At 32.9% G+C, this 26,376-nt stretch carries 28 protein-coding genes and 1 tRNA gene; 5 read left to right on the top strand and 24 right to left on the bottom strand.

Going from position 1 to position 26,376, the window contains the following annotated elements; translation table 11 throughout:
• Positions 1-116 precede the first annotated feature (116 nt).
• The 3 genes from AC1EJ5_RS03110 to AC1EJ5_RS03120 all read left to right on the top strand — a co-directional run bounded on the left by AC1EJ5_RS03110 (position 117) and on the right by AC1EJ5_RS03120 (position 2,038).
• Positions 117-992, top strand: coding sequence for a C39 family peptidase (locus AC1EJ5_RS03110; protein ID WP_311480050.1), 876 nt, complete (start codon positions 117-119; stop codon positions 990-992).
• Positions 993-1,049: 57 nt separating this feature from the next.
• Positions 1,050-1,125, top strand: a tRNA-Lys gene (locus tag AC1EJ5_RS03115).
• A gap of 175 nt (positions 1,126-1,300) precedes the next feature.
• On the top strand, positions 1,301-2,038 hold the full coding sequence (locus tag AC1EJ5_RS03120) for an ECF transporter S component (protein ID WP_223420398.1): 738 nt from the start codon (positions 1,301-1,303) through the stop codon (positions 2,036-2,038).
• Positions 2,039-2,076: 38 nt separating this feature from the next.
• Here the strand turns inward: AC1EJ5_RS03120 and AC1EJ5_RS03125 are convergent, their stop codons facing one another.
• A complete protein-coding gene (locus AC1EJ5_RS03125; protein WP_479814470.1) occupies positions 2,077-2,379 on the bottom strand; it encodes a DUF4298 domain-containing protein in 303 nt (100 codons plus the stop codon).
• Position 2,380: 1 nt separating this feature from the next.
• Entirely contained in the window at positions 2,381-3,292 is a 912-nt protein-coding gene (locus AC1EJ5_RS03130) for a serine hydrolase domain-containing protein (protein ID WP_479814472.1), read from the bottom strand.
• Between the two features lie 81 nt (positions 3,293-3,373).
• Here AC1EJ5_RS03130 and AC1EJ5_RS03135 point away from each other — a divergent pair, with 81 nt between their 5' ends.
• Complete coding sequence (locus tag AC1EJ5_RS03135; protein ID WP_479814474.1) at positions 3,374-4,561, top strand: M20 metallopeptidase family protein; 1,188 nt, start codon at positions 3,374-3,376, stop codon at positions 4,559-4,561.
• A gap of 47 nt (positions 4,562-4,608) precedes the next feature.
• Here AC1EJ5_RS03135 and AC1EJ5_RS03140 read toward each other — a convergent pair whose 3' ends face one another.
• The 12 genes from AC1EJ5_RS03140 to nth form a co-directional block, all read right to left on the bottom strand.
• A complete protein-coding gene (locus AC1EJ5_RS03140; RefSeq protein ID WP_479814476.1) occupies positions 4,609-5,043 on the bottom strand; it encodes a GNAT family N-acetyltransferase in 435 nt (144 codons plus the stop codon).
• A 5-nt stretch (positions 5,044-5,048) separates the two neighbouring features.
• Positions 5,049-5,489: an SsrA-binding protein SmpB gene (gene smpB, locus AC1EJ5_RS03145; RefSeq protein WP_223420403.1), complete on the bottom strand. Its 441-nt coding sequence runs from the start codon at positions 5,487-5,489 to the stop codon at positions 5,049-5,051.
• A complete protein-coding gene (gene rnr / locus AC1EJ5_RS03150) occupies positions 5,470-7,590 on the bottom strand; it encodes a ribonuclease R (protein ID WP_479814478.1) in 2,121 nt (706 codons plus the stop codon). The genes smpB and rnr overlap by 20 nt, the downstream gene beginning before the upstream one ends.
• A gap of 56 nt (positions 7,591-7,646) precedes the next feature.
• Positions 7,647-7,874, bottom strand: coding sequence for a preprotein translocase subunit SecG (secG, locus tag AC1EJ5_RS03155; protein WP_223420405.1), 228 nt, complete (start codon positions 7,872-7,874; stop codon positions 7,647-7,649).
• Between the two features lie 106 nt (positions 7,875-7,980).
• Positions 7,981-9,273 (bottom strand): phosphopyruvate hydratase, encoded by a 1,293-nt coding sequence (gene eno, locus AC1EJ5_RS03160; protein WP_223420406.1) that lies wholly within the window; start codon positions 9,271-9,273, stop codon positions 7,981-7,983.
• Between the two features lie 21 nt (positions 9,274-9,294).
• A complete protein-coding gene (tpiA, locus tag AC1EJ5_RS03165; RefSeq protein ID WP_479814481.1) occupies positions 9,295-10,047 on the bottom strand; it encodes a triose-phosphate isomerase in 753 nt (250 codons plus the stop codon).
• A gap of 9 nt (positions 10,048-10,056) precedes the next feature.
• Positions 10,057-11,253 carry a phosphoglycerate kinase gene (locus AC1EJ5_RS03170; protein WP_311486188.1) on the bottom strand — a complete coding sequence of 399 codons (1,197 nt, stop codon included), beginning with the start codon at positions 11,251-11,253 and terminating at the stop codon, positions 10,057-10,059.
• A 49-nt stretch (positions 11,254-11,302) separates the two neighbouring features.
• The gene (gap, locus tag AC1EJ5_RS03175) at positions 11,303-12,310 is read right to left on the bottom strand and encodes a type I glyceraldehyde-3-phosphate dehydrogenase (protein ID WP_223420409.1); all 1,008 of its coding nucleotides are present in this window, start codon (positions 12,308-12,310) and stop codon (positions 11,303-11,305) included.
• 66 nt (positions 12,311-12,376) lie between these two features.
• A complete protein-coding gene (gene trxB, locus AC1EJ5_RS03180; protein ID WP_479814484.1) occupies positions 12,377-13,303 on the bottom strand; it encodes a thioredoxin-disulfide reductase in 927 nt (308 codons plus the stop codon).
• 11 nt (positions 13,304-13,314) lie between these two features.
• Positions 13,315-13,773 carry a tRNA (cytidine(34)-2'-O)-methyltransferase gene (locus tag AC1EJ5_RS03185; RefSeq protein WP_479814486.1) on the bottom strand — a complete coding sequence of 153 codons (459 nt, stop codon included), beginning with the start codon at positions 13,771-13,773 and terminating at the stop codon, positions 13,315-13,317.
• Positions 13,766-14,608 (bottom strand): HAD family hydrolase, encoded by an 843-nt coding sequence (locus AC1EJ5_RS03190; protein WP_479814488.1) that lies wholly within the window; start codon positions 14,606-14,608, stop codon positions 13,766-13,768. Before AC1EJ5_RS03190 ends, AC1EJ5_RS03185 begins: the two co-directional genes overlap by 8 nt.
• The gene (gene nth, locus AC1EJ5_RS03195; protein ID WP_223420705.1) at positions 14,601-15,245 is read right to left on the bottom strand and encodes an endonuclease III; all 645 of its coding nucleotides are present in this window, start codon (positions 15,243-15,245) and stop codon (positions 14,601-14,603) included. The genes AC1EJ5_RS03190 and nth overlap by 8 nt, the downstream gene beginning before the upstream one ends.
• Before the next feature lie 101 nt (positions 15,246-15,346).
• Between nth and AC1EJ5_RS03200 the strand changes: the two genes are divergently transcribed.
• Positions 15,347-16,513 carry an FtsW/RodA/SpoVE family cell cycle protein gene (locus AC1EJ5_RS03200; protein ID WP_223420413.1) on the top strand — a complete coding sequence of 389 codons (1,167 nt, stop codon included), beginning with the start codon at positions 15,347-15,349 and terminating at the stop codon, positions 16,511-16,513.
• A 32-nt stretch (positions 16,514-16,545) separates the two neighbouring features.
• Here AC1EJ5_RS03200 and AC1EJ5_RS03205 read toward each other — a convergent pair whose 3' ends face one another.
• From AC1EJ5_RS03205 to miaB, 10 genes are all read right to left on the bottom strand, one after another.
• Positions 16,546-17,172 carry a V-type ATP synthase subunit D gene (locus tag AC1EJ5_RS03205; protein ID WP_223420414.1) on the bottom strand — a complete coding sequence of 209 codons (627 nt, stop codon included), beginning with the start codon at positions 17,170-17,172 and terminating at the stop codon, positions 16,546-16,548.
• The gene (locus tag AC1EJ5_RS03210) at positions 17,165-18,538 is read right to left on the bottom strand and encodes a V-type ATP synthase subunit B (protein ID WP_223420415.1); all 1,374 of its coding nucleotides are present in this window, start codon (positions 18,536-18,538) and stop codon (positions 17,165-17,167) included. Before AC1EJ5_RS03210 ends, AC1EJ5_RS03205 begins: the two co-directional genes overlap by 8 nt.
• Before the next feature lie 4 nt (positions 18,539-18,542).
• Positions 18,543-20,285 carry a V-type ATP synthase subunit A gene (locus AC1EJ5_RS03215; RefSeq protein ID WP_308749157.1) on the bottom strand — a complete coding sequence of 581 codons (1,743 nt, stop codon included), beginning with the start codon at positions 20,283-20,285 and terminating at the stop codon, positions 18,543-18,545.
• Positions 20,269-20,874, bottom strand: coding sequence for an ATPase (locus tag AC1EJ5_RS03220; protein ID WP_223420417.1), 606 nt, complete (start codon positions 20,872-20,874; stop codon positions 20,269-20,271). The genes AC1EJ5_RS03215 and AC1EJ5_RS03220 overlap by 17 nt, the downstream gene beginning before the upstream one ends.
• Before the next feature lie 11 nt (positions 20,875-20,885).
• Positions 20,886-21,122 carry a V-type ATP synthase subunit F gene (locus tag AC1EJ5_RS03225; protein ID WP_223420418.1) on the bottom strand — a complete coding sequence of 79 codons (237 nt, stop codon included), beginning with the start codon at positions 21,120-21,122 and terminating at the stop codon, positions 20,886-20,888.
• Between the two features lies 1 nt (position 21,123).
• Positions 21,124-21,555: an ATP synthase subunit C gene (locus AC1EJ5_RS03230; RefSeq protein ID WP_209772114.1), complete on the bottom strand. Its 432-nt coding sequence runs from the start codon at positions 21,553-21,555 to the stop codon at positions 21,124-21,126.
• Positions 21,556-21,566: 11 nt separating this feature from the next.
• Positions 21,567-22,928 (bottom strand): V-type ATP synthase subunit I, encoded by a 1,362-nt coding sequence (locus AC1EJ5_RS03235; protein WP_223420419.1) that lies wholly within the window; start codon positions 22,926-22,928, stop codon positions 21,567-21,569.
• Positions 22,929-23,810 carry a hypothetical protein gene (locus AC1EJ5_RS03240; protein WP_479814493.1) on the bottom strand — a complete coding sequence of 294 codons (882 nt, stop codon included), beginning with the start codon at positions 23,808-23,810 and terminating at the stop codon, positions 22,929-22,931.
• A gap of 2 nt (positions 23,811-23,812) precedes the next feature.
• Positions 23,813-24,793, bottom strand: coding sequence for a V-type ATPase subunit (locus AC1EJ5_RS03245; protein ID WP_479814495.1), 981 nt, complete (start codon positions 24,791-24,793; stop codon positions 23,813-23,815).
• A 140-nt stretch (positions 24,794-24,933) separates the two neighbouring features.
• Entirely contained in the window at positions 24,934-26,289 is a 1,356-nt protein-coding gene (gene miaB, locus AC1EJ5_RS03250; protein ID WP_223420422.1) for a tRNA (N6-isopentenyl adenosine(37)-C2)-methylthiotransferase MiaB, read from the bottom strand.
• Between the last annotated feature and the right edge of the window lie 87 nt (positions 26,290-26,376).

A 26,376-nucleotide genomic window follows, 5' to 3' on the forward strand; every position in this document is an offset into this window, starting at 1 on the left:
TTGATTTTTTTTAGTAATGGGTGCCAAGAAACATTACCCGTATATTATATACTAAAAATAAAAATTTTAAAGTTTTATTTAATTGAAGCAAAATTTATTTCTAGTAAAATGTAAGTATGAAAAAACTATTAATAGTACTTTTATCTTTATTTAGCCTTACATCTTGTTCCAAAGGACCTGATATTGATATCAAAGGCTTTATAGATGAAGAAAGTGTAAAAATAATTGAAGATTTAAAATCCCTAGCCAGCGACACCTTTAAAAGAAAAGATTTCTTGGACTTTACATACGAAGTTAAACCAAAGAAAAAATCTGAAGTTAAAGAAGATTTAATAAAAAATGTTGAAGAGGCAGCAAAGAAAGACAAAAAAGCCGAGTGGGTCTATGATAATTTTTATAATCTGGACAATGTTGACGCATATTTAACTGGTAATGATCCAGATACTATAGAATTCGTATACAATAAGAACCATAATTTTACCGACTTCAATTTTTATAAGGGTGAATCTGTAAAGCTAAAAAGAAAAACCCCATATTTTATCCAATGGGATAATAGATGGGCCTATGATACACTTTACCCTACCAATATCGGTATTTCAGGTTGTGGACCAACATCAATGGCTATGATTATGTCAAGGATGACAGGTAATTTAATCTATCCAAATGAGATGGCTAAGAAAGCTTCCAAATTTATGAATGATGGTGGCATGGACTGGGCATTTATTGATCACATTTCCAAAGAATACAAGGTGAAAGTCGAGGACGTTAACCTAGATAAGGATAAAATGATTAAGGCACTAGAAGAAGGTCCCTTATTAATATCTGTTGGTAGAGGATACTTTACTCTCTATGGCCATATATTAGTAATTGATTCCTATAAGGACGGCAAATTTATTATAAATGATCCAAATAGCGTGAAAAATTCTATCATAGAATGGGACTATAACGATATCTCAGATCAAATACTAAAAATTTGGAAATTTTCTAAATAAAAACTTGACACAAGCTATATATGGTGTTATACTATAAAGGTAGTCAACAGAAAGTATGCACCATTAGCTCAGCTGGTAGAGCACCTGACTCTTAATCAGGGCGTCCAGGGTTCGAATCCCTGATGGTGCACCAAATATTAAAATTAGAAGGCAATCGCCTTCTTTTTTTGTTTTTATTTTCTTAGAATTCATTTTGAAAATTTCTAATTTTATAAATTAAAATAAATTATTAATTTTTTATCAATTAGGCCTTTACTTTTCATTTTTCGTCGTATAATATAAGAAAGTTTGAGATTTAGGAGGAATTAATGAAATTAGAAACAAAAAATCTCACCACTGTTGGTATTCTGGGCTCAATTGTTATAATGCTTGGCCTAACTCCCCTAGGATTTATACCTCTAGGCATGCTATCTATAACTAGCTTACATATTCCTGTTATAATTGCGGGCATCCTTCAAGGACCTGTTGTAGGCGGACTAGTTGGCATGATATTTGGTTTTTTCTCTCTATTTAATGCAATGACTAGACCAGGGCCAATATCTTTCGTCTTTTATAACCCGCTTATTTCTATATTACCTAGAATATTGATCGGTGTGGTCACTGGACTAATCTACAAGGCTCTTAAGGATAAGGATAATAATAAACTTCGTTTATTTATGAATATTTTTTGGTCTGTAATTGTAATTATCCTTAGCTATGTAACCATAAAGTCCTTTATGACAGAAGTAGCATTAATAAATAAAATATTTTCAGTTATATTTTTACTAATTGCTTGTACTATGCTTTACTTATCTGTCAAAAATAAAAAGGCAAATTTTGCCATAGCTGTTAGTTCATTTATGGGAACTCTAACCAACTCAGGTTTAGTTCTAGGTCTAATTTATATCCTATATGCGCAAAAATATGCTGAAGCTATTGGTATAAGTCCAGATCTTGCAGCAAAAACTATTTTTTCTGCTTTTGTCACCAACGCTATACCAGAAGCTATTGTTGCAATCCTTGTAGCAAGCGCTGTTGTTACTTCATTTAGCAAAAGAAGAAGATAAGAAAAATGCACTCTCGCCCTAAGCTTGAGTGCATTTTTTTATTTTTGTTGAATCATTTTATTAGCAAGGTCTAAAAATCTTAAGGCAAGGTAATAATCATCGCCCATAAGATCATATATGGCATCTTCAGTTAAAATTCCTTGGTTAATTGAAGAATCTATCTTGCCTTGATTTGAGTCATCGTAATCTTTTTGAAATTGATCACTGTAGTAATATTCTACAAGCTTATCAAAATCTTCCCTATCACTTTCTAGTTTATCTAAAATCTCGTTAACTCTTACCAAAAGTTCCTTATAATTTTCATAAGTTTCAGTGTGTTTAATTAAGTAATTATAATCCATTTTATTCCTCTCTTACGCTTTTTATAATAGAATCAAGTTGATTTTTAGTGGTCGGTACCTTATTTGGGTATCCTCCATTACAAGTCACTATGATAATACCCTCTTTTTCTAAAAAAATAACATATTGACCGCCAGTTCCTGATGCATATGTCACTCCATCCTTACCACTCCAAAGTCCATAGCCATAATAATCATTTGATAAATAGAATTGATCTTCATAATCCTTTTCGTTTTTATATACTTTACTAGAAATCTTCTCTATCCACTCAGAAGACACTACCATTTTTCCTTTGTAGACTCCATCATTCATTACTAAAATTCCTAGCTTTAAAAGGTCATCCGCACTTAAATATAATTTGCTAGCACCTACAAGGTACTTTCCATACCTGTCCCAGCGTGAATTATCAATTCCTAATTTTTTAAATAGATTATCATTTATAAAATCATATAAGTCATAACCGAGATATTCCTGCATAACCGCTGAGAGTACATAATAACCTGCATTAGAATATAAAAACTCTTCACCTGGCTTAAAATATAAAGGATATGATAAGGCATATTCTATGAGTGTATCCTTATTCATATCCCCTATATCCTTACTCATTAAAATTATATCTCTATAACCCATGGTGTGGGTCAGACAATCTTTGACACGTATATTTTTAAGCTTTGGAAGATTTTTCTTATTAGAAATTTTAACTTTATCCTTTAAAATATCATAAATAAGTGTATCCTCATTAAAATCACCATTTGATTTGTCCATTAGAATACCGCAAGCAAGGCTAGTTACAAACTTAGCAATTGACCTTATATTAATTTTTTCTTCATTAGTTTTTTCAAATAAAATTCCCTCATCTTTGGAAAAAATTATAAGAGAATCCATTTCAATTTTATTTATATTTCTAATATTCATTTCTACCTCTCTTCTACTATACAAGACAAATTTTCTAAATAAAGAAATACTAATGTGTTATAATAAAACCAGGAGATTGGTATGAATTTTTTAGAACTAGCAAAAGAAATTGAAGATAAAATAATATATGATAGAAGAAGACTTCACCAAATACCAGAGCTTGAATTAAATCTTCCGAAGACAAGTGCTTATATTTGTAAAAGATTAGATGAAATGGGAATCTCTTATGATAAACTCATCGGTGGTAATGCTCTTGTTGCCTATATTGGAAATCACAAGGACAAATGTATAGCAATCAGAGCTGATATGGATGGTCTAGAAATCAAAGAGGAAACTGATTTGGAGTTTAAATCCCTCCATAAGGGCCTTATGCACGCCTGTGGTCACGATGGACATGTTGCCATGGCATTAGGTGCATGTGAACTTTTAAAGGCGAACGAGGACAAATTAGGAGGCTTAGTCAAGGTATTTTTCCAACCAGGTGAGGAAATTCCCGGTGGTGCAGAACCTATGATTAATGAAGGCTGTATGGAAAATCCTAAGGTCGATAGGGTCATCGCTATCCATGAAGGAGGACTTTTTGGAAAATACCCGAAAGGAACTATCGCTATTAAAAAAGGCGAAATGATGTCAAGTATGGATGCTTTCACCTTAAAAATTATTGGCAAGGGTGGTCATGGAGCTAGGCCAGAATCATTTATAGATCCTATATCAATTATAAGCGAGATTAACAATGCCTTTTATAAGATAATTTCAAGAGAGATTGACCCTCTAAACCCTGCTTTAATATCTGTGTGTCAAATTCATGGAGGTGTTAACCAAAATGTTATTCCTGATCACGTCTTCGAAGAAGGAACTGTTAGGTGTTTTAACGATGAAACTAGAGATTTCTTAGAAAGTAGGATGAAAGAAGTATCGGTAAATATTGCCCAAGCTTATAGGGCTAAGGCGGAATTCTCTTATAAAAGATACTACCCATCATTAATTAATGATGATGATTTCACAGATTTTGTATTGAAGACTGCAACAAATCTATTTGGAATTGATAAAGTGATTAATCTTAAAAATCCAACAATGGGTGCTGACGATTTTGCCTTTTTCTTAAAAAAAGCAAAAGGAACTTACATTTCCTTAAATAATCTAAAACCACATTCTGATGGCCAAACATATCCTCATCATTCTTCTAAGTTTGATATATATGAAGATACACTGTATCTTGGCAGCGGTCTTTTGGCCGACGTTTGTTATATGTATTTAAACAATTTGTAATAGAATAAAAATTCCTCTACTTAGTCTTTACTAAATAGAGGACTTTTTTATATAAACTTACTCATAACTAAGAGGTTACTTGACTTCTCAAATGAAAATTTTTCATAAAAATTTAAGTGCTTGGCATCATTTACGCTCATTAATTCAATCATACTTACGTCCCTATTCATTAATTGCTTTTGAAGTTCACTAATGAATAAGGTCCCAAGTCCTTTATTTTGATAATCTTTAAAAACTACGATTTCTTCTAGGAAATAAGATTTTAAATCATCATATTCTTTAATATAGCCCATCAAAAATCCTGTATAGAGGCCATTAACTTCTTGAATTAGGCAATAAGAGTCAGAAGTAAGCAATACTTGCCTAATCCTTTTGTAGGCTTTCTCAAAAGTCCAAGTTCCATCTTCATTTTCATTATAGTATCTTACGTAAAGACTTGTAATAATATCCAAATCTTTTTCGCTCATTCTAATATAATTCATAATTTTTAGTAATTCTTAAGGGCTCTTTCCATACGCCTCTTATCGTCTTTTCTCTTGATTGATTCTCTCTTGTCGTACATTTTTTTACCCTTGGCAAGTGCAATTTCAATCTTTACTAGACCATTATTTTCATAAACTTTAAGTGGTACTAGGGTATAACCGTCAACTGTTTTTTTGCCTATTAATTTATTTATTTCTTTTTTGTGGAGCAAAAGTTTCCTAGTCCTTGTTGGGTCTATCTTATCGAATCCTTCCGTATATGGAGTCACATGCATACCATAAACAAACATTTCACCCTTTCGGTCAGAAATGAAAGCTTCTTTAATCGAAACCTTGCCAGCTTTTATAGATTTTACTTCGCTTCCTTTTAGCTCAAGTCCTGCCTCGTATTTTTCTTCTATAAAATAATCATGAAAGGCTTTTTTATTATTGGCTAATAATTTCATCTTCATCCTCCAAATAAAAGTCTATTTCTCTTTTAACTAGGTCTACATTTATAACTTTTATCCTAACTTCTTGGCCGATTGAATAATATTTCTTAGAATCAACATCAAAGGCTCTCAGACTGTCTTCTATAAAGTCATATCTATGGTCAGAAAATTTATACATAAATAAGCCTTCTACTGTATTTTCAAGTTCTATGAACATACCAAATTCAGTGATAGATGAAATCCTACCATCAAAGATATCTCCAATAAAACGTGTCATATATTTACACTTCATTAAATCTTCTACAGCTCTTTCGGCTTCCTCGCTTCGCCTTTCTGTAATTGATAGATGATCAGCAGCTTGTTCAAGATTTGATTCAAGACTCGTTTGATTTACCTTATTTAATTTATTTTCTATGAAATATTTTAGTATCCTATGAACTATTAGGTCAGGATACCTTCTTATAGGGGCTGTAAAATGGGTGTAGAACTTGGTAGAAAGACCGAAATGTATATCATTATAGTTTGCATACTTAGCCTTCTTCATAGTCCTTAACATGAGCATATTAATGATTTTTTCTTCCTTCTTGCCCTCTACTTCTTTTAAGATGTTTTGAAAATCTTTTGGGTGTAGGTCATTTCCCTTTATATTATATCCCATGGCATTTAAGGCTCTTTTAAAGCCATCAAGTTTTTCTTCGCTTGGTTTTTCGTGGATCCTGTAAATAAAAGGAAAATCCATATAGGCAAATAAACTTGCTACAGTTTCATTGGCTATAAGCATGAATTCTTCAATCATCTTATTACCAGGTCCTCTTTCAAGAGCTTCAATATTTAAAACTTTACCAGTTTCTGATACATCGATTTGGCTTTCCTCAAAATTAAAGTCTATTGATCCACGATTTTCTCTTGATTTTCTTAAAATTTTATAAAGTTCATTAAAAAGCCTTAATTTTTCTTTTAGGATTTCATCATCGTAGATATCATTATCACCTTCTAAAAAGTCATTTACATCGTCATAAACAAGTCTCTTATCAGATTTAATGAAAGATTCATAAAAATTATTATTTACAACCTTACCCTTCTTATCAATAGTCATTTTTGCAGTAATAGCAAGTCGGATTTCACCTGGATTTAGAGAACAAATACCATTTGATAATTTTTCTGGAAGCATAGGGATAACTATATTATAAAGATAAGTAGAATTACCCCTTTCATAGGCATCATCATCAAGAGCTGTATGTCTTTTTACGTAATGGCTAACATCAGCTATATGGACATAAAGGTCATAATTGTCTTCATTTTTTTCTATAGAGATGGCATCATCAAAATCTTTTGAATCCCTGCCGTCAATTGTTACTGTAAAAAGTTCGCTGAGGTCAGTCCTACCTATAAGTTCTTCATCCCCTACCTCATCACCTATAAACAAAAGTTCTTTCTTTGTTTGCTTTGAAAACTCAGTAGGGATTTTTTCTTGTCTTATTATCGATAAAACATCTATATTCTTATCATTCTTACCGCCAATTATTTCAATTATTTTTCCTTCAGGATTGCCTGTTTTTGGGTATGAAATAATCTCGACAACTACTTTGTCTCCATTTTTTGCACCTAGTGAATTATTTTTAACTATATATATATCATCAGTATGAGACCTATCATCAACTATTACAAATCCGAACTTTTTGCTCGCTTGATATGTCCCAATTAATTCCTCATTAGCTCTTTCTAAAATTTCAGAAACTTCGCCCTCGGCATTCTTTGCTGTTTCTTTTTGTCTAATAATTTTGATCCTGACCTTGTCATTATTATGGGCCCCATTTAGCCTATCTCTTGAGATATAAACATCGTCAAAGTCTTTATTATCAGAAATAAAAAATCCATAGCCGCCAGCTGCCATTGATATCTTACCAATAAGATTAAGTTCATCATCTGTTAAAGGCATGATTCTTTTTTTATTTGATATTCTTATTTTATTTTCATTAACGAGTTCGTCTACAATGTCCTTCACAGCTGATCTTGTGTATCTATCAGCTTTTAAATAAATTTCTAATTCCTTTAAGGTCATAGGTATGTAGTCGTCATCGTATATTAAATTTAATATTAATTCTTTTATATTCATATCTACTCTCCTTACGACTCCTAATAAAAAAAGGAGTCAAAACCCTTGACCCCTTCCTAATTTATTGCTATAAATATTATACTTCCTAAAAATAAAAGTACTCCTCCAAAAATAACAACCTTGTCTAGCATTTCATTTTTTGATTTATGTGCACTTTTACCAAAAACATTTGTCTTTGTTCCAGACAAAGCTCCTAGCCCGTCAGTTTTAGGATCTTGTAATGTAACTGCAACTATAACTATTGCTGATGCAATCATCATAATTACTGCAAGCAAATTTGACATATAGACACCTCCGTTCATACTGTTTTATAATACCACAAATTGCCTTGTATTTCAATATTTATTAAAAAAGACTTGCTTCCTTAGAAACAAGTCCTTAAAAATCATCTTATTTTAGGTTGTAAAGAGCGTCTAGGCCTTTAAATCTAGCATCATCCCAAAGTTCATCTTCTATTCTTAGAAGTTGGTTGTATTTAGCAACTCTGTCTGTTCTTGAAGGTGCACCTGTTTTGATTTGGCCTGCGTTTACAGCTACTACAAGGTCAGCAATTGTAGTATCTTCAGTTTCACCAGATCTGTGAGAAACTATTGCAGTATATCCAGCTTCTTTAGCCATTTCAATTGCATTTAATGTTTCTGTAAGAGTACCGATTTGGTTAACCTTGATAAGGATTGCGTTTGCTACGCCTTCAGCTATACCTTTTTCAAGTTTCTTTGTGTTTGTAACAAATAAATCATCACCAACAAGTTGAACTTTCTTTCCAAGTCTTTCTGTTAGTTTTGCCCAACCTTCCCAGTCGTTTTCATCAAGACCGTCTTCGATTGAGATAATTGGATATTTATTTACTAATTCTTCTAACCAGTCAATCATTTCATCTTCTGTCTTAACTGTACCTTCTCCATCAAGGTGGTATTTACCGTCTTCTTTGTTGTAGAATTCAGATGAAGCACAGTCCATAGCTATATAAACATCTTTTCCTGGTTCATATCCAGCAGCTTTGATAGCTTCGCAGATGATTTCTAGAGCTTCTTCGTTTGATTTAAGGTTTGGAGCAAATCCACCTTCATCACCAACAGCTGTGTTATAGCCTTTGCTTGAAAGAACTGATTTTAGGTTGTGGAATACTTCTGTACCAATTTGAAGAGCGTGTGAAAAGCTTTCAGCACCAAGTGGGAAAATCATGAATTCTTGGATATCAACTGAGTTATCTGCGTGTTCACCACCGTTTAGGATGTTCATCATTGGTGTTGGAAGAAGCTTAGCGTTTGTTCCTCCAATGTAGTTATATAATGGCATACCAAGTTCATCAGCTGCTGCTTTTGCTGCTGCAAGAGATACACCAAGAATAGCGTTAGCTCCAAGTTTGCCTTTGTTTTCTGTACCGTCAAGTTCGATCATAGCATTGTCAATACCGATTTGATCAGTAACGTCAAAGTTATATTCAAGTTCTTCAGCGATAATTTCATTTACATTTTCAACAGCTTTAAGAACTGATTTTCCTTGGAAGTAGTCCTTGTCGCCGTCTCTAAGTTCTACAGCTTCCCATTCACCTGTAGATGCGCCTGATGGAACTGCAGCTCTACCGAAACCGCCAAGTTCTGTTTCAACTTCAACTTCTACAGTTGGGTTTCCTCTTGAATCGATAATTTGTCTTGCGTATACACTTGTAATTAAGCTCATTTATTTCTCCTTATAATTTTTTTATTTTTTAAAATTAACTAATTGTTCAAAATCACTTGCTTTAAGGCTTGCTCCACCTATTAGACCACCGTCAATATTTTCTTTGGCAAGTAATTCTTTTACGTTTGATGGTTTCATTGAACCACCATATTGGATTCTAATTTTTTCACTAGCAGCTTCGCTGTAAGTTTCTTTGATAAAGTTTCTAATAAAACCACACATATCATCAGCATCTTCTGCTGAAGCGGTCTTACCTGTACCTATTGCCCAAATTGGTTCATAAGCGATGATTACTTTTTCAATATCTGCTTCGCTTACATCTTTTAAATTCTTTGTTAATTGTTCTTTAACCTTTGCTTCATGTTTGTTCTCTTCTCTTTCTTCAAGAGTTTCACCAACACAAAGAATTGGAACTAAGTCGTGTGCGAGAGCTGATTTTACCTTTTTATTTACAAGGCAATCACATTCTTTGAAGTATTCTCTTCTTTCAGAGTGACCGATAATTACGTATTTTGCCTTAACATCTTTAAGCATTAGTGGAGATATTTCACCTGTATATGCTCCGCTTTCTTCAAAATACATATTTTCTGCACCATAATTAATATTTGTACCTTCAAGAACTTCTTGAGCTACAAGTAAATCTATGGCTGGTACACAAAATCCTGCTTCAACACTTGAAACAAGATCTAAAGCTTTGACTTCTTCTAGAAGTTGTCTCGCTTCACTAGGTGTCTTATTCATCTTCCAATTGCCAACTATTACTGGTTTGCGCATTTTGACTCCTTATTTGTCTTCGATTGCAGTTATTCCTGGTAGTTCTTTACCTTCTAGGAACTCTAAGCTTGCTCCACCGCCTGTAGATACGTGGGTTATCTTATCTTTTAGGCCAGCCATTTCAATAGCAAGTGCACTATCTCCGCCACCCACAATAGTTACAGCGTCTGATTCAGCTAGAGCTTTAGCAACTTCATTGGTACCATTTGAGAATTCTTTTATTTCAAATACACCCATTGGTCCATTCCATACAACTGTCTTAGCTTCTTTTATCTTATCTGCAAAAAGTTTTGCTGTTTTTGGTCCGATATCTAGTGCTTCCTTGTCTACTGGGATATTGTCTATATCAACTATTTCAGTAGCAACGCCAGCTTCAATTTTATCAGCGATAACAACATCAACTGGAAGTAATATCTCTACCCCATTAGCTTTAGCTTTTTCGATTAATTCTAAAGATAGGTCCATCTTATCTTCTTCAAGAAGTGATTTTCCTATTTCCTTGCCCATAGCCTTTAGGAATGTATAAGCCATACCACCACCAATTAGGATAGTATCAACTTTTGTAATTAAGTTTTCGATTACACCAATCTTATCAGATACCTTAGCACCACCTAAGATTGATACAAATGGATGGTCAGGAGCTTCTAGGGCCTTGCCCATAACTTCGATTTCTTTTTCAATTAAGAAACCAACTGCAGAAGGAAGGATGCTAGCTACACCAACATTTGAAGCGTGAGCTCTATGGCTTGTACCAAAGGCATCATTTACATATAAATCAGCAAGTGATGCTAATTCTTTTGCAAAGTCTTCACCATTTTTAGTTTCTTCTTTTCTATATCTTGTGTTTTCAAGTAGGGCAATTTGACCGTCTTCAAGTTTATTTACTTCTTCTTTTACTTTTTCATCCACAACAAGATCGCTTGGTATAAAAGTAAACTTATCTTTATATTCATTTGCTAGATAATCAGCAACTGGTTTTAAAGAAAATTCTGGATTAGCCTCTCCTTTTGGTCTACCTAGGTGGCTCATAAGAATGACCTTAGCTCCATTTTCCGATAGGTAGTTAATTGTAGGGATTGCTGCTTTAATTCTAGCATCGTCTGCTATTTTTCCCTTTTCTTCTTTTGATAAAGGTACGTTAAAGTCCACTCTTACAAGAACTTTTTTGCCCTTTACATCTAAGTCTTTTACTGTTTTTTTATTCATTATTCACCTCGTAAAAAAGGCGAGATATTATCTCGCCTGTTTAATACTCTTAAAGATTTGCTAGATAATCAAGTGTTCTAACTAAGTTAGATACGTATCCCATTTCGTTATCATACCAAGCAACAGTCTTAACAACTTGTGTTCCGTTTGCTCCTTCAACTATTTTTGTTAGTTGTGAATCAAATATAGAACCTGCTGGGTAACCGATAATATCACTTGAAACTATATCATCTGTTTCGTATGCGAAAGCATCGTTAGAATATTTTTTCATAGCTGCATTTACTTCTTCAACTGTAACTTTCTTTTCAAGTACAGAATAAAGTTCAGTAATAGAGCCAGTAATTGTTGGAACTCTTAGAGCTGATCCATCTATTTTACCTTCTACTTCTGGAAGTACTTTACCAACAGCTTTTGCTGCACCTGTTGAAGCTGGGATTGTGTTTTGAGCTGCTGCTCTTCCGCCTCTAAGGTCTTTTTTACTAGCTGGTGTATCTTGGATAGCTTGAGTTGCTGTATATGCGTGGATTGTTGACATTTGTCCTGAAACAAATCCAAATTCTTTTAATAGTACGTTAACCATTGGTGATAGACAGTTTGTTGTGCAGCTTGCGCCTGAAACAACTGTTTCTGAGCCATCAAGTATTTCGTGGTTTACACCAAATACGATTGTTTTCATATCGCCTTTACCTGGTGCAGAAATAAGAACTTTTCTTGCTCCAGCTTTGATGTGAGCCTCAGCTTTTTCTTTTTCTGTAAAGAATCCTGTACATTCAAGAACGATATCTACGTTTAAATCTTTCCATGGAAGATCTTCTGGATTTCTTTCAGCAAAAACTTTGATGTCTTTACCATTAATTTTAAATCCGTCTTCTGTTAATTCGGCTTCACCATCAAATCTACCTTGAGCAGTATCATATTTGAAAGCATATAGTAAACCTTCTTTGTCAATAAGGTCGTTAATTGCTACTACTTCAATATTATCTTCTACTGCTGCGATTCTTCTTAAGGTAAGACGTCCAATTCTACCAAATCCGTTAATTGCTACTCTTGTTGTCATTATTGCCTCCTAAAAATTCTTTCTACATTTATTAATATACATTTTGTTATTACTTTGTCAATATATCTACCAGGATTTGCTCTCCAGATACCTGTTAGCAACCACAGCTGCAATGCAGCCGTCACTTGCTGCAGTAACGACTTGTCTTACAGTTTTTTTCCTAGTATCTCCTACTGCAAAGACTCCTTCGATGTCGGTTTTCATATCCTCATCAGTAATTATATACCCATTTTCCATTTTAATCTTACCTTCAAAAATTTCTGTTTGGGCGATATTACCAACGAAAATAAATACTCCTATTGGTGAACCATCTTCATTTTTAATGATTTTTTCTTCCTTAGTCTTTACATTTTCTAAGACTAATTCATCTACTTCTTTATCACCTCTGATTTCTTTAACTACGCTATCGTATTCAAACTTTATTTTTGGATTGTTTTTTACATTATCTACGACAACGCCGCTTGCTCTAAATTCATCCCTTCTATGGATGATTGTTACAGATTTTCCATAACGAGTAAGGTAATTTGCTTCTTCTAAGGCAGAATCTCCTCCACCTACAACATATATGTCAAGGCCTTGATAGAAAGGTCCGTCACAAGTTGCACAGTATGAAACTCCCCTATTTGCAAATTCTTTTTCTCCTGGCACACCAAGATTCCTATGTCTAGCACCAGTAGAAATTATAATAACCTTAGCTTGATATTCATTAGAATCAGTCTTTACAGTTTTTATTTCACCATCGAGATTAACTTCTTTTACATTTTCAAAAACTACTTCTGCATATTTTTTTGCTTGTTCTTCCATTCTTTCAGAGAGTCCCATCCCTGTAGGATTTTCTATTGACCCTGGGTAGTTTTCTACAAAGGCTGTACCGGAAATTTGGCCTCCAGCCACATCTTTTTCTATGATCAAAGTTTTTAACTTACTTCTTCCGGCGTATAAGCCTGCAGATAAACCAGCAGGACCACCGCCAATAATAATTATATCGTACATATATCTCCTTATTAAAATTTAAAATCTACTTGTCTTAGGGCTTCGTACAAAACAATAGAAACCGAATTTGCTAAGTTTAAAGACCTATTTATCTTTGGTGTCATTGGTATAGTTATGATTTTTTCCTTATATGCTTCAAGGAGTTTTTCGTCTATACCTTCCTTTTCACGGCCAAAAATCAAATAGTCACCATCTTTAAAATCAACATCAACATATCTATTTTCACTTGGTGTCTCAACTAAATAGAAATTCTTATCTTTTAAATATTCCAAAAATTCATCAAGACTATCGTGGATAACTAAATCTACATATTCCCAATAGTCTATTCCTGCCTTTTTTAAATATTTATCTGATAAATTAAATTTAAAAGGTCTAACCAAATGAAGTCTTGATTCTGTTAAAACACAAGTTCTTGCAATATTGCCGACATTTCCAGGATGTTCTGGCATTAGTAAAACAATGTTAAACATTTTTATTTGCCTCTAAAACATAATTTACAGCCTCCAAAGCTCCACCAGATTCATTGTCTGCTACAATTACGTCTGCCACTTCTTTTAGCTTGTCCTTTGCATTTCCCATAGCAAAACCAAGCCCTGCTCCTTTGACCATTGGAATATCATTATAAGCATCGCCTATGGCTGCAACTTCATTTGTATATATACCCAGTTTATCACAAATCTCTTCAATCGATGTCCACTTTGTTGCATTTTTATTACCAATCTCTAGTAATGAATCTCCAGAAGCCGTTATATATAAATCTTCTCCAAACTCCTTTTCTAATAAATCTATTATTTTTTCTTTAGCCATGTCTTTTTCATCTATGCCAGATATTTGAAATTTAATAGCCTTTTTCCCTTGATTGATAAGATATGAAACTGGATCATTTTTGATTATTAAATCTACTTGATAATTCATCCCAAAATCATTATCTATTTTTAGATGCTTTATCCTGTCCAAATTTAATCTATTTGTATAATAATTTTCTTCATCATAAAAATGAAGATCCATTTTATAATCTAGGCAAAATTCATATAATTTTTTTAGTAGTCTTTCTTCTATATAATAAGATTTATATACTTCCCTACCATCAAGACTTATTAAACTACCATTTGTTGCCACAATAGGTCCTGAAATTTCTAACAATTTTTGGTTATATTTTATTGATGGAAAAACTCTTCCACTAGCAAGAACAACCTTTATTCCAGCATCATCAAGCTTTGCTAGAGCTTTCTTGCTTTCGTCTGTAACTTTTGAAGTATTATCTAGCAAAGTTCCGTCTATATCAAAAGCAAATAGTTTAATCATGAATCCTCCTGTAGTATTGGCACAATTTATTTATCTCACACTCTTCACATAGAGGATTTCTTGCCTTACAAAGAGCCCTGCCATGGCTTATAATTTGATGATGAGTTTTTGACCACCTAGATTCATCGATATTTTTTTCTAACTGATCTTGAGTCTTATCAACATTATTAGCATCAGCCAGTCCAATCCTATTTGAAACCCTAAAAACATGGGTATCTACAGCTATTGATGGGATCCCAAAAGCGTTAGCACACACTACATTAGCTGTTTTTCGCCCCACTCCTGGAAGTTTCTGCAATTCCTTTTTATCAGCAGGAACAACTGAATTGTAATCCTCCATCAAAATCTTGCTTGCTGCCTTAATATTTTTCGCCTTATTTCTATATATTCCAATAGTCCTAATGTGATTTTCAAGCTCTTTTATATCCATATTAGCAAAGTCTTCTGGAGTATTGGCAACTTTAAACATTTCCTTAGTCACCTTATTTACACTGACGTCTGTAGCTTGGGCAGAAAGTATTGTTGCCACTAATAACTCAAACGGAGTTGTAAAATCCAGCATTGAACGATCAACATCAGGATACATTTTATCTAATAATTCTAGGACCTCTCCTATCTTTTTCTTACTTAAAATAATATCACCAACCTTCTCTAATATTATACTAGTCTTATTTTTACCTGCTAAAATTGTATTTGCCCAATTTCTGTTATATAATAAATAAGAACTGGAGTGATATAATGTTTAATTTAAAAAAGAAAAATTTCAAGGATTTTGATATCCTACTATTAATTTCAACATTGGCCTTGTCTATATATGGCCTCATTGTACTATATTCTGCCTATGGTGGAAGACTAGCGTCAATTAAGACACAAATATTTTCGACAATTTTAGGGTTCATATTTATCGCAATAATATGTACCTTGGACTTAGATGTTGTTAAAAAACCCTATAGGGTATATTATGCGGGTATGTTTGGTCTTTTGGGTATAACCTTAGCCATTGGTCGAGGCCTAGATGAATGGGGAGCTAGGTCTTGGATTTATTTTGGATCTTTCTCATTCCAACCTGCTGAAATATGTAAAATTGTCTTGATTGTGTCACTTGCCGCTTTTTTAGACAAATATAAGTATTCTATTAATACACCACTCGTCTTGCTTGGTACGATTATTTTCATTGGAATACCTATCGGTTTAATCTTGCTCCAACCAGACTTTGGTACAGCCATGGTGTATGTATTTTTCATTGCTGCAATGATATTTGTTGCAGGACTTTCTTGGAAATGGATAGGAATTTTTGCATTAGCTGGAATTGGACTAGGCCTTTTTCTTCTCGCGAACTTAAGTGGTTTCAGGGCCGACAGAATTGAAAACTTCCTAAATCCTTCAAGAGATACATCAGGATCAAACTGGCAACAACAACAAGGTATGATCGCAATAGGATCCGGCATGATAAATGGCAGGGGCTATCTAAATGGAAGCCAATCCCAATATGGCTATATACCCGAAAAAGAAACTGACTTTATATTTTCAGTATTGGCTGAAGAATTAGGTTTTATTGGTGCAATTATAATGATTGCCTTATTCACAATTTTAATTTTGAGGTTAATTGCCATAGCAAAATCATCAAATAACACCTTTATAAGTCTTCTTGTAACAGGAATAGCTGGATTAATCTTTATCCACATTTTTGAAAATGTTGGTATGACCATTGGTATAATGCCTGTAACAGGTATACCACTTCCATTTTTCTCAAACGGTGGTACCTTCCAACTTTTAATTTTGGTTTGTATCGGCTTTGCCCTATCAGCATCAATGCAGAAAAATCAATATGATGATGGAATAATCGACTATGATACTGTAACACCTCTTGAAGTAAATATGGTAAGACCGTCAAAAAGAAAATAAATTATAGCAAGTAAAAAGCCATCGTAGATATTCTACGATGACTTTTTTTCTTTATTTTTCTTTACAATTTTTGTCTTTGAGAATTCTTCTCTTTCTTTTTCTTCTATGCTTTGAGAAATATTCTTTATTAAATCAGTTTTATTTGGTATCTGAATCTTTTCTAGACTGTTTACTTTTTTATTAGCTTTTCTAATCTCAATTTCTAGGTTATTTATTGTACTATCAAGCTCGGCGAGTTTAAAAAGATCAGACCTTAATTTATTAAAGTCAATCAAAGCCTTATCCAACAAGGCATTAGTCTGATAAAACGAATAAGAAAGAGTTAATTTTTTATCTTCAAACTCAATCTCTGCTATATCTGTTTGCATAAATTTACTTGTGGATAATTTAATAGAATTATCAATAGGAATAAGGCCTGCAAGGTTTTCTAGCTTTTCCTCACCAATACTGGCTAACGCCTTGTTAAAACTGTGGCTTACCTTGGCCATGGTTTCATTAACTTTAATATTTAAATTGTCCCTATCCTTAATTTTGCTGTCGTGAGCATTCATCAAGGCCTTTCTCTTCTTGTCAAGAATATCAAGACCGACTTCTAGAAGCTTAAGTTCATCCTTGGCTTTTATTAAATTCGCTTTGCTTGCTATAGCGTCATTATTCATCAATCTTACCTATAAATTTGTCAAGATTTTTCTCAGATACCCTGTGTAGTTCAGTCCTTGGTAGAATTTTTAATATATCCCAAGCAAGGTCTAGACTTTCTTCTAATTCCCTATTTTCATTTTGTCCCTGGGCTAGGAATTTATTTTCAAATACTTCACCAAATTCAAGGTACTTTTTATCTATTTCTGATAAGTCTTCTTCACCTACAATTTGGGCAATATTTCTTACATCAATTACCTTTGAATATGACTCATAAAGCTGGTTCATTACGTCTTCATGGTCTGCCCTAGTGTATCCTTCACCAATACCATCTTTCATAAGTCTTGATAATGAAGGAAGGACGTTAATTGGAGGATAAACTCCCTTGCTTGATAGACCCCTATCAATAACAATTTGGCCTTCTGTAATATATCCTGTAAGGTCAGGTACTGGATGGGTTATATCATCGTTTGGCATTGTTAAAATTGGAATAAGGGTTACTGATCCCTTAACACCTTCAATCATGCCAGCTCTTTCATAAAGACTTGCAAGGTTAGAGTAAAGATAACCTGGATAGCCCTTCCTTGATGGGATTTCGCCCCTTATTGAAGATACTTCTCTTAAAGCTTCACAATATGAAGTCATATCGGTGATTATTACAAGAACGTGATAGCCTTTTTTGTAGGCTAAATATTCTGCAGCTGTAAGAGCGCACTTAGGTGCAAGAAGTCTTTCCATAATTGGAGAATCTGCCAAGTTTTGGTACATAACTAACTTATCTTTTACACCTGCCTTTGAAAAAGCATCTTCAAAGAACATTGCTTCGTCTTTTTTAATTCCCATAGCAGCGAAAACAAAAGCGAAATCTTCGTCTGTTTTAAGTTTTGCTTGCCTAATAATTTGCGCTGCTATCTCGTTATGAGGAAGACCAGATCCTGAAAATATAGGTAGCTTCTGGCCACGGATAAGGGTTGTAAGTGTATCTATAGCAGAAATTCCTGTTTGTATAAAGTCTCTTGGGTATTCTCTCGCAACTGGATTTAAGGCAAGGCCTTCAACTGGATATGTTTCGTCTGAATAAATATCGCCGCCATTATCTATAGGCTCACCTATACCATTGAAAGTTCTTCCTAAGATATTTTCATTCAATGGTAATTCAAGTGGTTTTTCATGGAAACTAACAACTATATCATCTATAGAAAAGTTATCAGTATTGGCATAAACTTCAATTGTAACAGTATCTTCATTAACCATTACAACAGAACCAACAAATTCCATCCCCTCTGCGTGAACAGAAACTAGGGAGTTATAAGCTATATCAGAAACTTTTTCAACTTCAATTATTGATGATTCAATTTTTTTAATTTTAGTATATTCTTTTCTCAATAGCCTACCCCCTAACTCTTGCAAAATGATTTTCAATTTGTGAACTTAGATCATTAAGTTTTTCAATCTTATCATTTTCTACGTTGTATTTCATTTGGCTTATGTCATTTAATAAAGATGAGCTATAAAATTTATCATATGAAATATTATCTTTTAAAGCCGCCTTACTTAGGTCATAGTACTTTTCAATGACATCTAGCATCATTATTTGCTTTTTGACTGGTACATACTTATCAGTATCATTATAAGCATTTTGTTGCAAGAAACCATTCCTAATTAAACTTGCTACATCAAGTATATTCTTCTGCTCATCTGATAGGGCATCAGATCCAACAAGCATCATAATTGACTTAACTTCTTCTTCATCAATTAGAACATTCATTAATTTATTTCTTACGCCAATGATATCTGAATTATAGGTTTCTTTATAAAAATCTCTTATCTTATCTAGGTAGTTTGTATAAGATGTAAGCCAGTTTATAGCTGGATAATGTCTAGAATAAGCAAGTTTTCTATCAAGACCTAAAAATACATTTACTGAACGTCTTGTAGCTTCTGTTACAGGTTCTGAAAAGTCTCCACCAGATGGAGAAACCGCACCAATCAAGGTAACCGATCCCTTAGTTCCGTTTAGGTTTTCAAAATATCCTGCTCTTTCATAAAACTTCGAAAGCCTAGATGCAAGATAAGCTGGGTAACCTTCTTCAGCCGGAATTTCTTCTAGCCTTGCAGATATTTCCCTAAGAGCTTCTGCCCACCTAGATGTAGAGTCAGCCATAAGGGCAACATCATAGCCCATATCTCTATAATACTCAGCAATAGTTATACCTGTATAGATACTAGCTTCCCTCGCTGCCACCGGCATATTGGAAGTATTTGCGATAAGGATTGTCCTTTGCATAAGGTCCTTGCCAGTATTTGGATCTATAAGATCAGGGAATTCCTCAAGAACTTGAGTCATCTCATTTCCCCTCTCTCCACAACCGATGTAAACAATAATATCAACATCAGAATATTGGGCTAATTGGTGTTGGAGCATGGTCTTTCCTGTACCAAATCCGCCGGGAATTGCAACGGTACCACCCTTAGCAATTGGGAAAAATACATCCAAAACTCTTTGACCTGTTACAAGTAAATTCTTAAGACTTAAAGCCTTTTTAACCGGTCTTGGATTTCTAACTGGCCAGTATTGATAAAGTTTAAGCTCATGGATGCCTTCATCATTTTCAACCTTTAAAATAGTATCTTCAAGCCTATAAAGTCCGTCTTCCTTAGCTTCGATTATAGTGCCTTCAACATTTGATAAAAGTCTGTGATCTATAACTTCAGTTTCTTTGATTGTAGCGTAGATATCAGATTTTTTTATCTTATCGCCTACTTTAAACTTAATCTTTACATCCCATTGTTTTTCAAGGTTAAGATTATCAAAACCAATTCCAGATGGAATAAAGGCCCCGTGTTTGTCCATAATATCCTTAAGCGGTCTTTCAATGCCGTCAAACATATTACCGAGTAGACCCGGACCTAACCTTACTGATAAGGGCATGGATGTTGAAATAATATCTTCGCCGACCTTAAGGCCTGAAGTATCTTCATATACCTGAATTGTAGCTATATCACCGTCAACTGATATAACTTCGCCAATTAGCTTTAATCCTCCAACAGAGACCATCTCTTTTATCTTAAGACTCCTAGCATTTTTGGCATAAACTACTGGCCCATTTATTGTCTTAATTATTGGATTCATTAAAACTCTCACTTTCAAGAACTTGGTATAGTTTTTTACCAAATTCATACTTATTTTCTCTAATTTTTTGCCTATAAGTAAAGTTATATCTAAATTCCTTATTGATATCAATAAGCATAAAGCCTCCGATATTTGTTTTTTCGATACTTTCTGTATGCTTAAAATCAATCAAATTTAAATCTTCATCTACAACAGCAACTATAATCTCATCTTCATTTAGGCCTAGGCTTTTAATTTTGCCTTCTATTTCCTTTTGAAGCTTATCTTTATAATCGCTTGTCTTCCTATAGGCTTTCAATTTATCTGTTAATTTTTCATAAAAATCATCAAGCAATTGCTCTTTATAAGCAAAAAACCTATTTTTTTCATCTTGGCTAATTTTAGAAATCTCTTCATTTTTTCTTATTTCTAGAAATACATCCCTATCTTTAACTTTTTTCTCAAAATCTTCCTTGCGGGACTCATTTTTACTATCTAAAAATGAAGAATTTCTTTCAGTGGATTGGAATAATTCTTGGTCAGTTTTTTCCTTTTCTTCATCCCAAACCATCTTTCTAAAGCTTGATAATTTTGCTTCTATATCTAGCATATTATATCCTTTCAGCCATCAATGGTAACTATCAAAGGCATGGAATTATCTTTCCTAAAATTATCAATTTTGATAGAATTTTTTTGATAAACAGATCTAGTTACAATTAATATCGCAAGATTCTCATCATCGATTGATTTATCAAAAACTTTTTCAAAATTATTAGTAGAAACTAATTCTCCTTCAATCGCACCAAGTCTAAACATTGTTAACAAGCTATTTGAATCTGTTAAAATCTTCGCTTTCATCTTATGCGTTTAGGATCATGATTGAAATGATAACACCAAAGATAGCTATACCTTCGGCAAGACCTACGAATATGATTGTCCTACCAAGGATAGATTGGTCTTCAGAAATAGCACCAAGAGCTGCAGAACCAACTGTACCTACGGCATATCCTGTACCAATAGCTGCAAGACCTGTTGAAAGAGCTGCACCTATATATTTAAGTCCATCAGATGCTGCTTGAGCTGTAGCTGCACCTTCTGCAGCTTTTGAAGCAGATGGAATCATAAGTACAACTATCATTAACATAACTGGCACAAAGGTAAATAAATTCATCTTTAATGCTTTAGAAATTTTTGCTTTTGATGGGTCTTCATTGTTCTTTAATAAGTATAAACCTGAATAAATTGTTATTATTACTACTGCTAATGCTAGCATTGCTGTATATTTAATCATAATATCTCCTTTTATTTACTTTCTTTAATTGGTCTGAATTTACGACCATTTCCTTGATAATATTTACTAAACATCTCATAAAACTCTAGTCTCAAGCCTTGGATAAAGACTATCATGCCTTCAAGCCCAATGATTAAGATATTTCCTAGAATTAATATAATTAGTCCCTTAATTCCTCCGCCTGCGATTTTACTCATAACTTCAAATGCCATGTATAAACCAACGTGGTTTATAGCAAAGGCTCCTACCCTTGTAAAAGATACAAGATTTGAAAATACAGATAGAAGTGCTTCTATTATCGAAAATGAACTTTCAACATAATAGTCGAAAGCACTTGATTCAAAAACTTCATCTCTCTTTTCAATTTTAGCTGCGATTGGTCTTGAAAATACAATCATAACTATTGAAGCAAGCAAAATTACTAAACCTACTGTTTTTGGTAGAGGATTTACTTTGACAATATTCAGAATTAGCAAAACAAATGAAGTCATCATCATAAGTCCTGCTATACCTTCCTTGCCAAAGATACCTTCTTCAATATTCTTTTGCTTAACAAGTTTATTATAAATTCCTATAAAATAGGATATTACAAGTAGTCCTATACCAAAGGCCACTGAAGCAATAAGGACTTTCATAATATTATCAAATGGCTTGATAAGTATAGCAGGTATTAAGGTTTCTATACCAAATACTGAACCATACATCATTCCAAAGAAACATGCTGAAAATCCTACTCTTCTTATTAGGGCACCAAAAGTTTTGTTTTTTTTGTCAACTAAAAAACTTAAGAGAACAAAAACCAAACCTTGGCCTAAGTCACCAAACATCATTCCATACAAGAGCATGTATGATACTGCAAAAAATGGAGTTGGATCTATTTCGTTATAATTTGGTGCCCCATACATGTTTACCAAAAATTCAAACGGCCTAAATAATTTATTATTTTTAAGTTTTGTAGGAGGTTCTTGATTTGACTCCTCCTTGACTGTAACTATTGTATCATCATATTTATTTGATAAATTTTCAAAATCTTTAATTTTTGAGTCAGGAACCCAACCAGATAGATAAAGGTATTTATCTCCCTTAGCCATTTTTGCAACTAATTCATCACTTTTTTCATAATATTCCAAAGAATTAGATAAGTTATCAACAACATCTTTATTTTTAGATCTGATGTCTTGTATACTTGTTTCTAATGATTTTAGTTCTGAATCAATGTCGCCTAGGTCTTTATTTATAGTTAGTAAATCCTCATCAGGAATTTCTTTATCAATAAAGCCCATCGTATTAACAGCTCTTCCTATATCTTCCTTAACCTGCTTAGGGTAAACTAACAAATAATTTTCTTTTGATTTTTTTACCTTATCTGTCATTTAATCCCCCTTTACAACCATATCAAAAGCATAATCTACAAGAGTTTCTACTTCTTTGTTGTAAATACTTGAAATATCATCCTTTAGCTTGTTATAATCACTTTTGATTTTTTTACTTTGTTCTGCTATTTCCCCATCATATTTTGAATTTATCTTAATGATTTCATCTTGAATCATATTAGAATATTTAGTATCAATCCTAGATGCTACTTTTAGACTTTCTTCTCTTTCGCTAACGATTATATTGTCAACTTCTTCACGCCTAATCCTAGTTTTCTTATCTAGTTCTATAATTTCGTTTAAGGCATCAGCGGATTTTTTTGCCTCGCTATCTAGATGGATAATTAGGGACGGTATATTTTCATAATTATTTTTAAGAATAAACCTACCATCCTTAGATACTTCACCATATCTGTAATCAAAATATTTTAATTGTCTTATTTTATTTATATCAATATCAGCCTTATCAAGCACTTCTAAGTTTGCCTTGAAATTTAGAAGTTCTTTTCTTTTCTCAAGTAACTCTTCTCTTCTCTTTATAAGAGGCGCTAAATCTTCATATAATTCTTCTAGTCTTTCTCTAGAAATTACTTTTTGATTATAATTTAAATTTTCATCATCATGAATCTCAAGAAATTTCTTTAGATAATTCATTTTTTCATTATCAGACTTAGAAAGGCCATCAAAACTTTTAATATTGTTCATATCTTCAGTAAGTTCTACATTTTCTGTACTTGCGGTTACTGAAAAAGCTCTGCTGGCTACTTGATTGAAAGCATCAATTGGTTCAATTTGACCTATATCTACCACATCTAAGAGCAAATCATTAAGATTATCTAACTTAGATGTAATATTTACCAGGTGCATTTTTTCTACTGCCATATTTACCTTCCTATTAACAACTCTTCTTTTTGGCTATAAGTGTATTTATCATCCATTTCCAAAATAGCTATAAGATTTTTCATATTTAAGTATAAAATATTCATTGCAGAAATTATATAGAGTATATCAGATCTTTCTTTGATTATTTCATCTTTGAAATTCTTAAGCCTCTTATCCTGCATTTTTTTATAAAATAGATTCTCATCTTCAAATATATTTTTATACTTAGTATCCTTAAAATATTCCATAAGCTCTTCTTTGCTAAAATCGGATAACATTTTTAGTCTTTGACCATTATATAGATATCCACCTTCAATTAAGTAATTAAAAATCTCACTATTATTTACATCAAAGAATGATTTAAGCCTATAAAGCATTTCAAAGTTGAGCAAATTTATCTCTTCTGCTAAGAAATTTTTAATAAGTTTCGATTCTTTTGATGGAAATTTTTCACTTATTTTTAAAAGCTCCCTATAATAAGATTTTATAAGAGCATTTGACGATAAAAATATAATAGAATCCTTATCCATATTTTCATTTAAAAAAGGTTCAAGGACTCGCTTTATATGGTAATCATCAAGACTTTCTATAAAATCTTTAAAACTTGTATCTAGATTAAGACTCATTGCCTTATAGTATGGATTATTTCTAAAATATCCCAAATTCTCAGCCAAAGATCCATTTAAAATGCTTGTTATTATTTCTTGTATCAAATATATTTTGAAAATAGAAAAATACAGCTGGTAAAACTTTTTTTCTAGACCTGTTAGAAAATATTCTAGACTCCTAAGTTCTTTATAGAAGTGCGTACGCAGTTTATCTTCTAAGATAATCTTTTCATCATCTGCACTTAAAAAGTCATAGTTTTTTCTAAGATACCTAGCCTTAGCTGATAGATTATCTTCCCTTATCAAGCCATCTAACAAATCATTATCTAAAACATATGATAGTTTTGCTTTGGCTTTTACAGAAACATCTTTCATAAAACCTCCTTCCTAACAAACTATATTTTACCCGATAATTTTTCATAAAAAAGCTTTGAAAACACTTAATATAAAACATATATAAAATATTATTTACAAAACTTTCTAACAAATTAAAAACCCCAGCCAAGGCCGGGATTTTATTCTACGAGGTCTCCTGATATTGTAAATGAAGTATTATCAGTAATTTTTACCTTTACAAACTCACCTATAAGACTCTTATCAGCCTTGACATGCACAAGTTTATAATCATCAGTTCTACCTGTTAATACTTCTGGATTGTTTTTACTCTCTGATTCCAATAAAACTTCTACAGTTTTACCTATATAATTTTTATTTTTCTCATTAAATATTGGATATAAGAGGTCTAATAGCCTATCAAATCTCTCCTGAACAATTTCATCGTCTATCGGGGTAAGTTTTGCTGCCCTTGTCTTAGGCCTTGGAGAATATTTAAAAGTGAAGGCTGTATCATATCCCACTTCTTGACAAACCTTTAGGGTTTCTTTGAAATCTTCTTCAGTTTCTGTTGGATAACCAACAATTATATCTGTAGATATTGCTATTTCAGGAATTTCTTCCCTTAATTTCCTTGCTCTTTCCAAATATTTTTCTTGAGTGTATTTTCTGTTCATATCCTTAAGAACCTTGTCAGAGCCTGATTGAAGTGGTAAATGGAAATATTTACAAATATTATCATTTCTTTTTATAACTTGGATTAATTCATCAGAAAGGTCTTTTGGATGGCTTGTTGTAAACCTAAGCCTTTTTAAGTTTGGAATCTGAGCAACTTTTTCTAAAAGCTCTGGAAAGGTATGATTAAAGTCAGCCTTATTGCCATATGAATTTACATTTTGACCTAGAAGTGTTACTTCTTTATATCCTTGATTTACCAAATATTCAACTTCCTCAATAATTGAAGAAGGTCTCCTAGACTCTTCCCTACCCCTTGATTCTGGAACTATACAATAAGAACAGAAATTATCACAGCCTGTCATAATATTTACATAAGCTTGGAAATGATTTGGGGTATTATAGAGTACAAAATCATCCTTTACATTATCTGTAGATATGTCTACAACCCTTTCACCTGTTTCTAGGTACCTAAAAATTAAATCTGCTAGGGAATTAATATTTTTTGTACCAAAAATAATATCAACTTCCTTGTGTTTGTCAATTATTACTTGCCTTGCGACTTCTGTTTGCATCATACATCCAGATACAGCTATGATCTTTTCTGGGTGAGCTTCTTTTATTTTTTTAAGTGATGAAACTTGACCATAAAGTTTAAGCTCTGCATTTTCCCTTACCAAACAGGTATTAAACAAAATAAAATCAGCCTTTTTCCTATCTTCCTCATAGGTATAACCTAAATCTTCAAGGATAAAGGAAATTCTTTCAGAATCGTGTTCATTCATTTGGCAACCAAAGGTTGTTATGTTGTAGGTTTTGCCTTTGAAATAATCCTTATACTTATCTAATTTTTTATTTGCCATACTACTCCTTAATCAAAACTACCAGCTTAGCTGGTAGTTTGTGCAGCGCCTATAAGGCGCGAATACCGGCACGCCCCTATTGGGGCT

It is taken from the genome of Anaerococcus sp. C0059F3 (assembly GCF_056590475.1).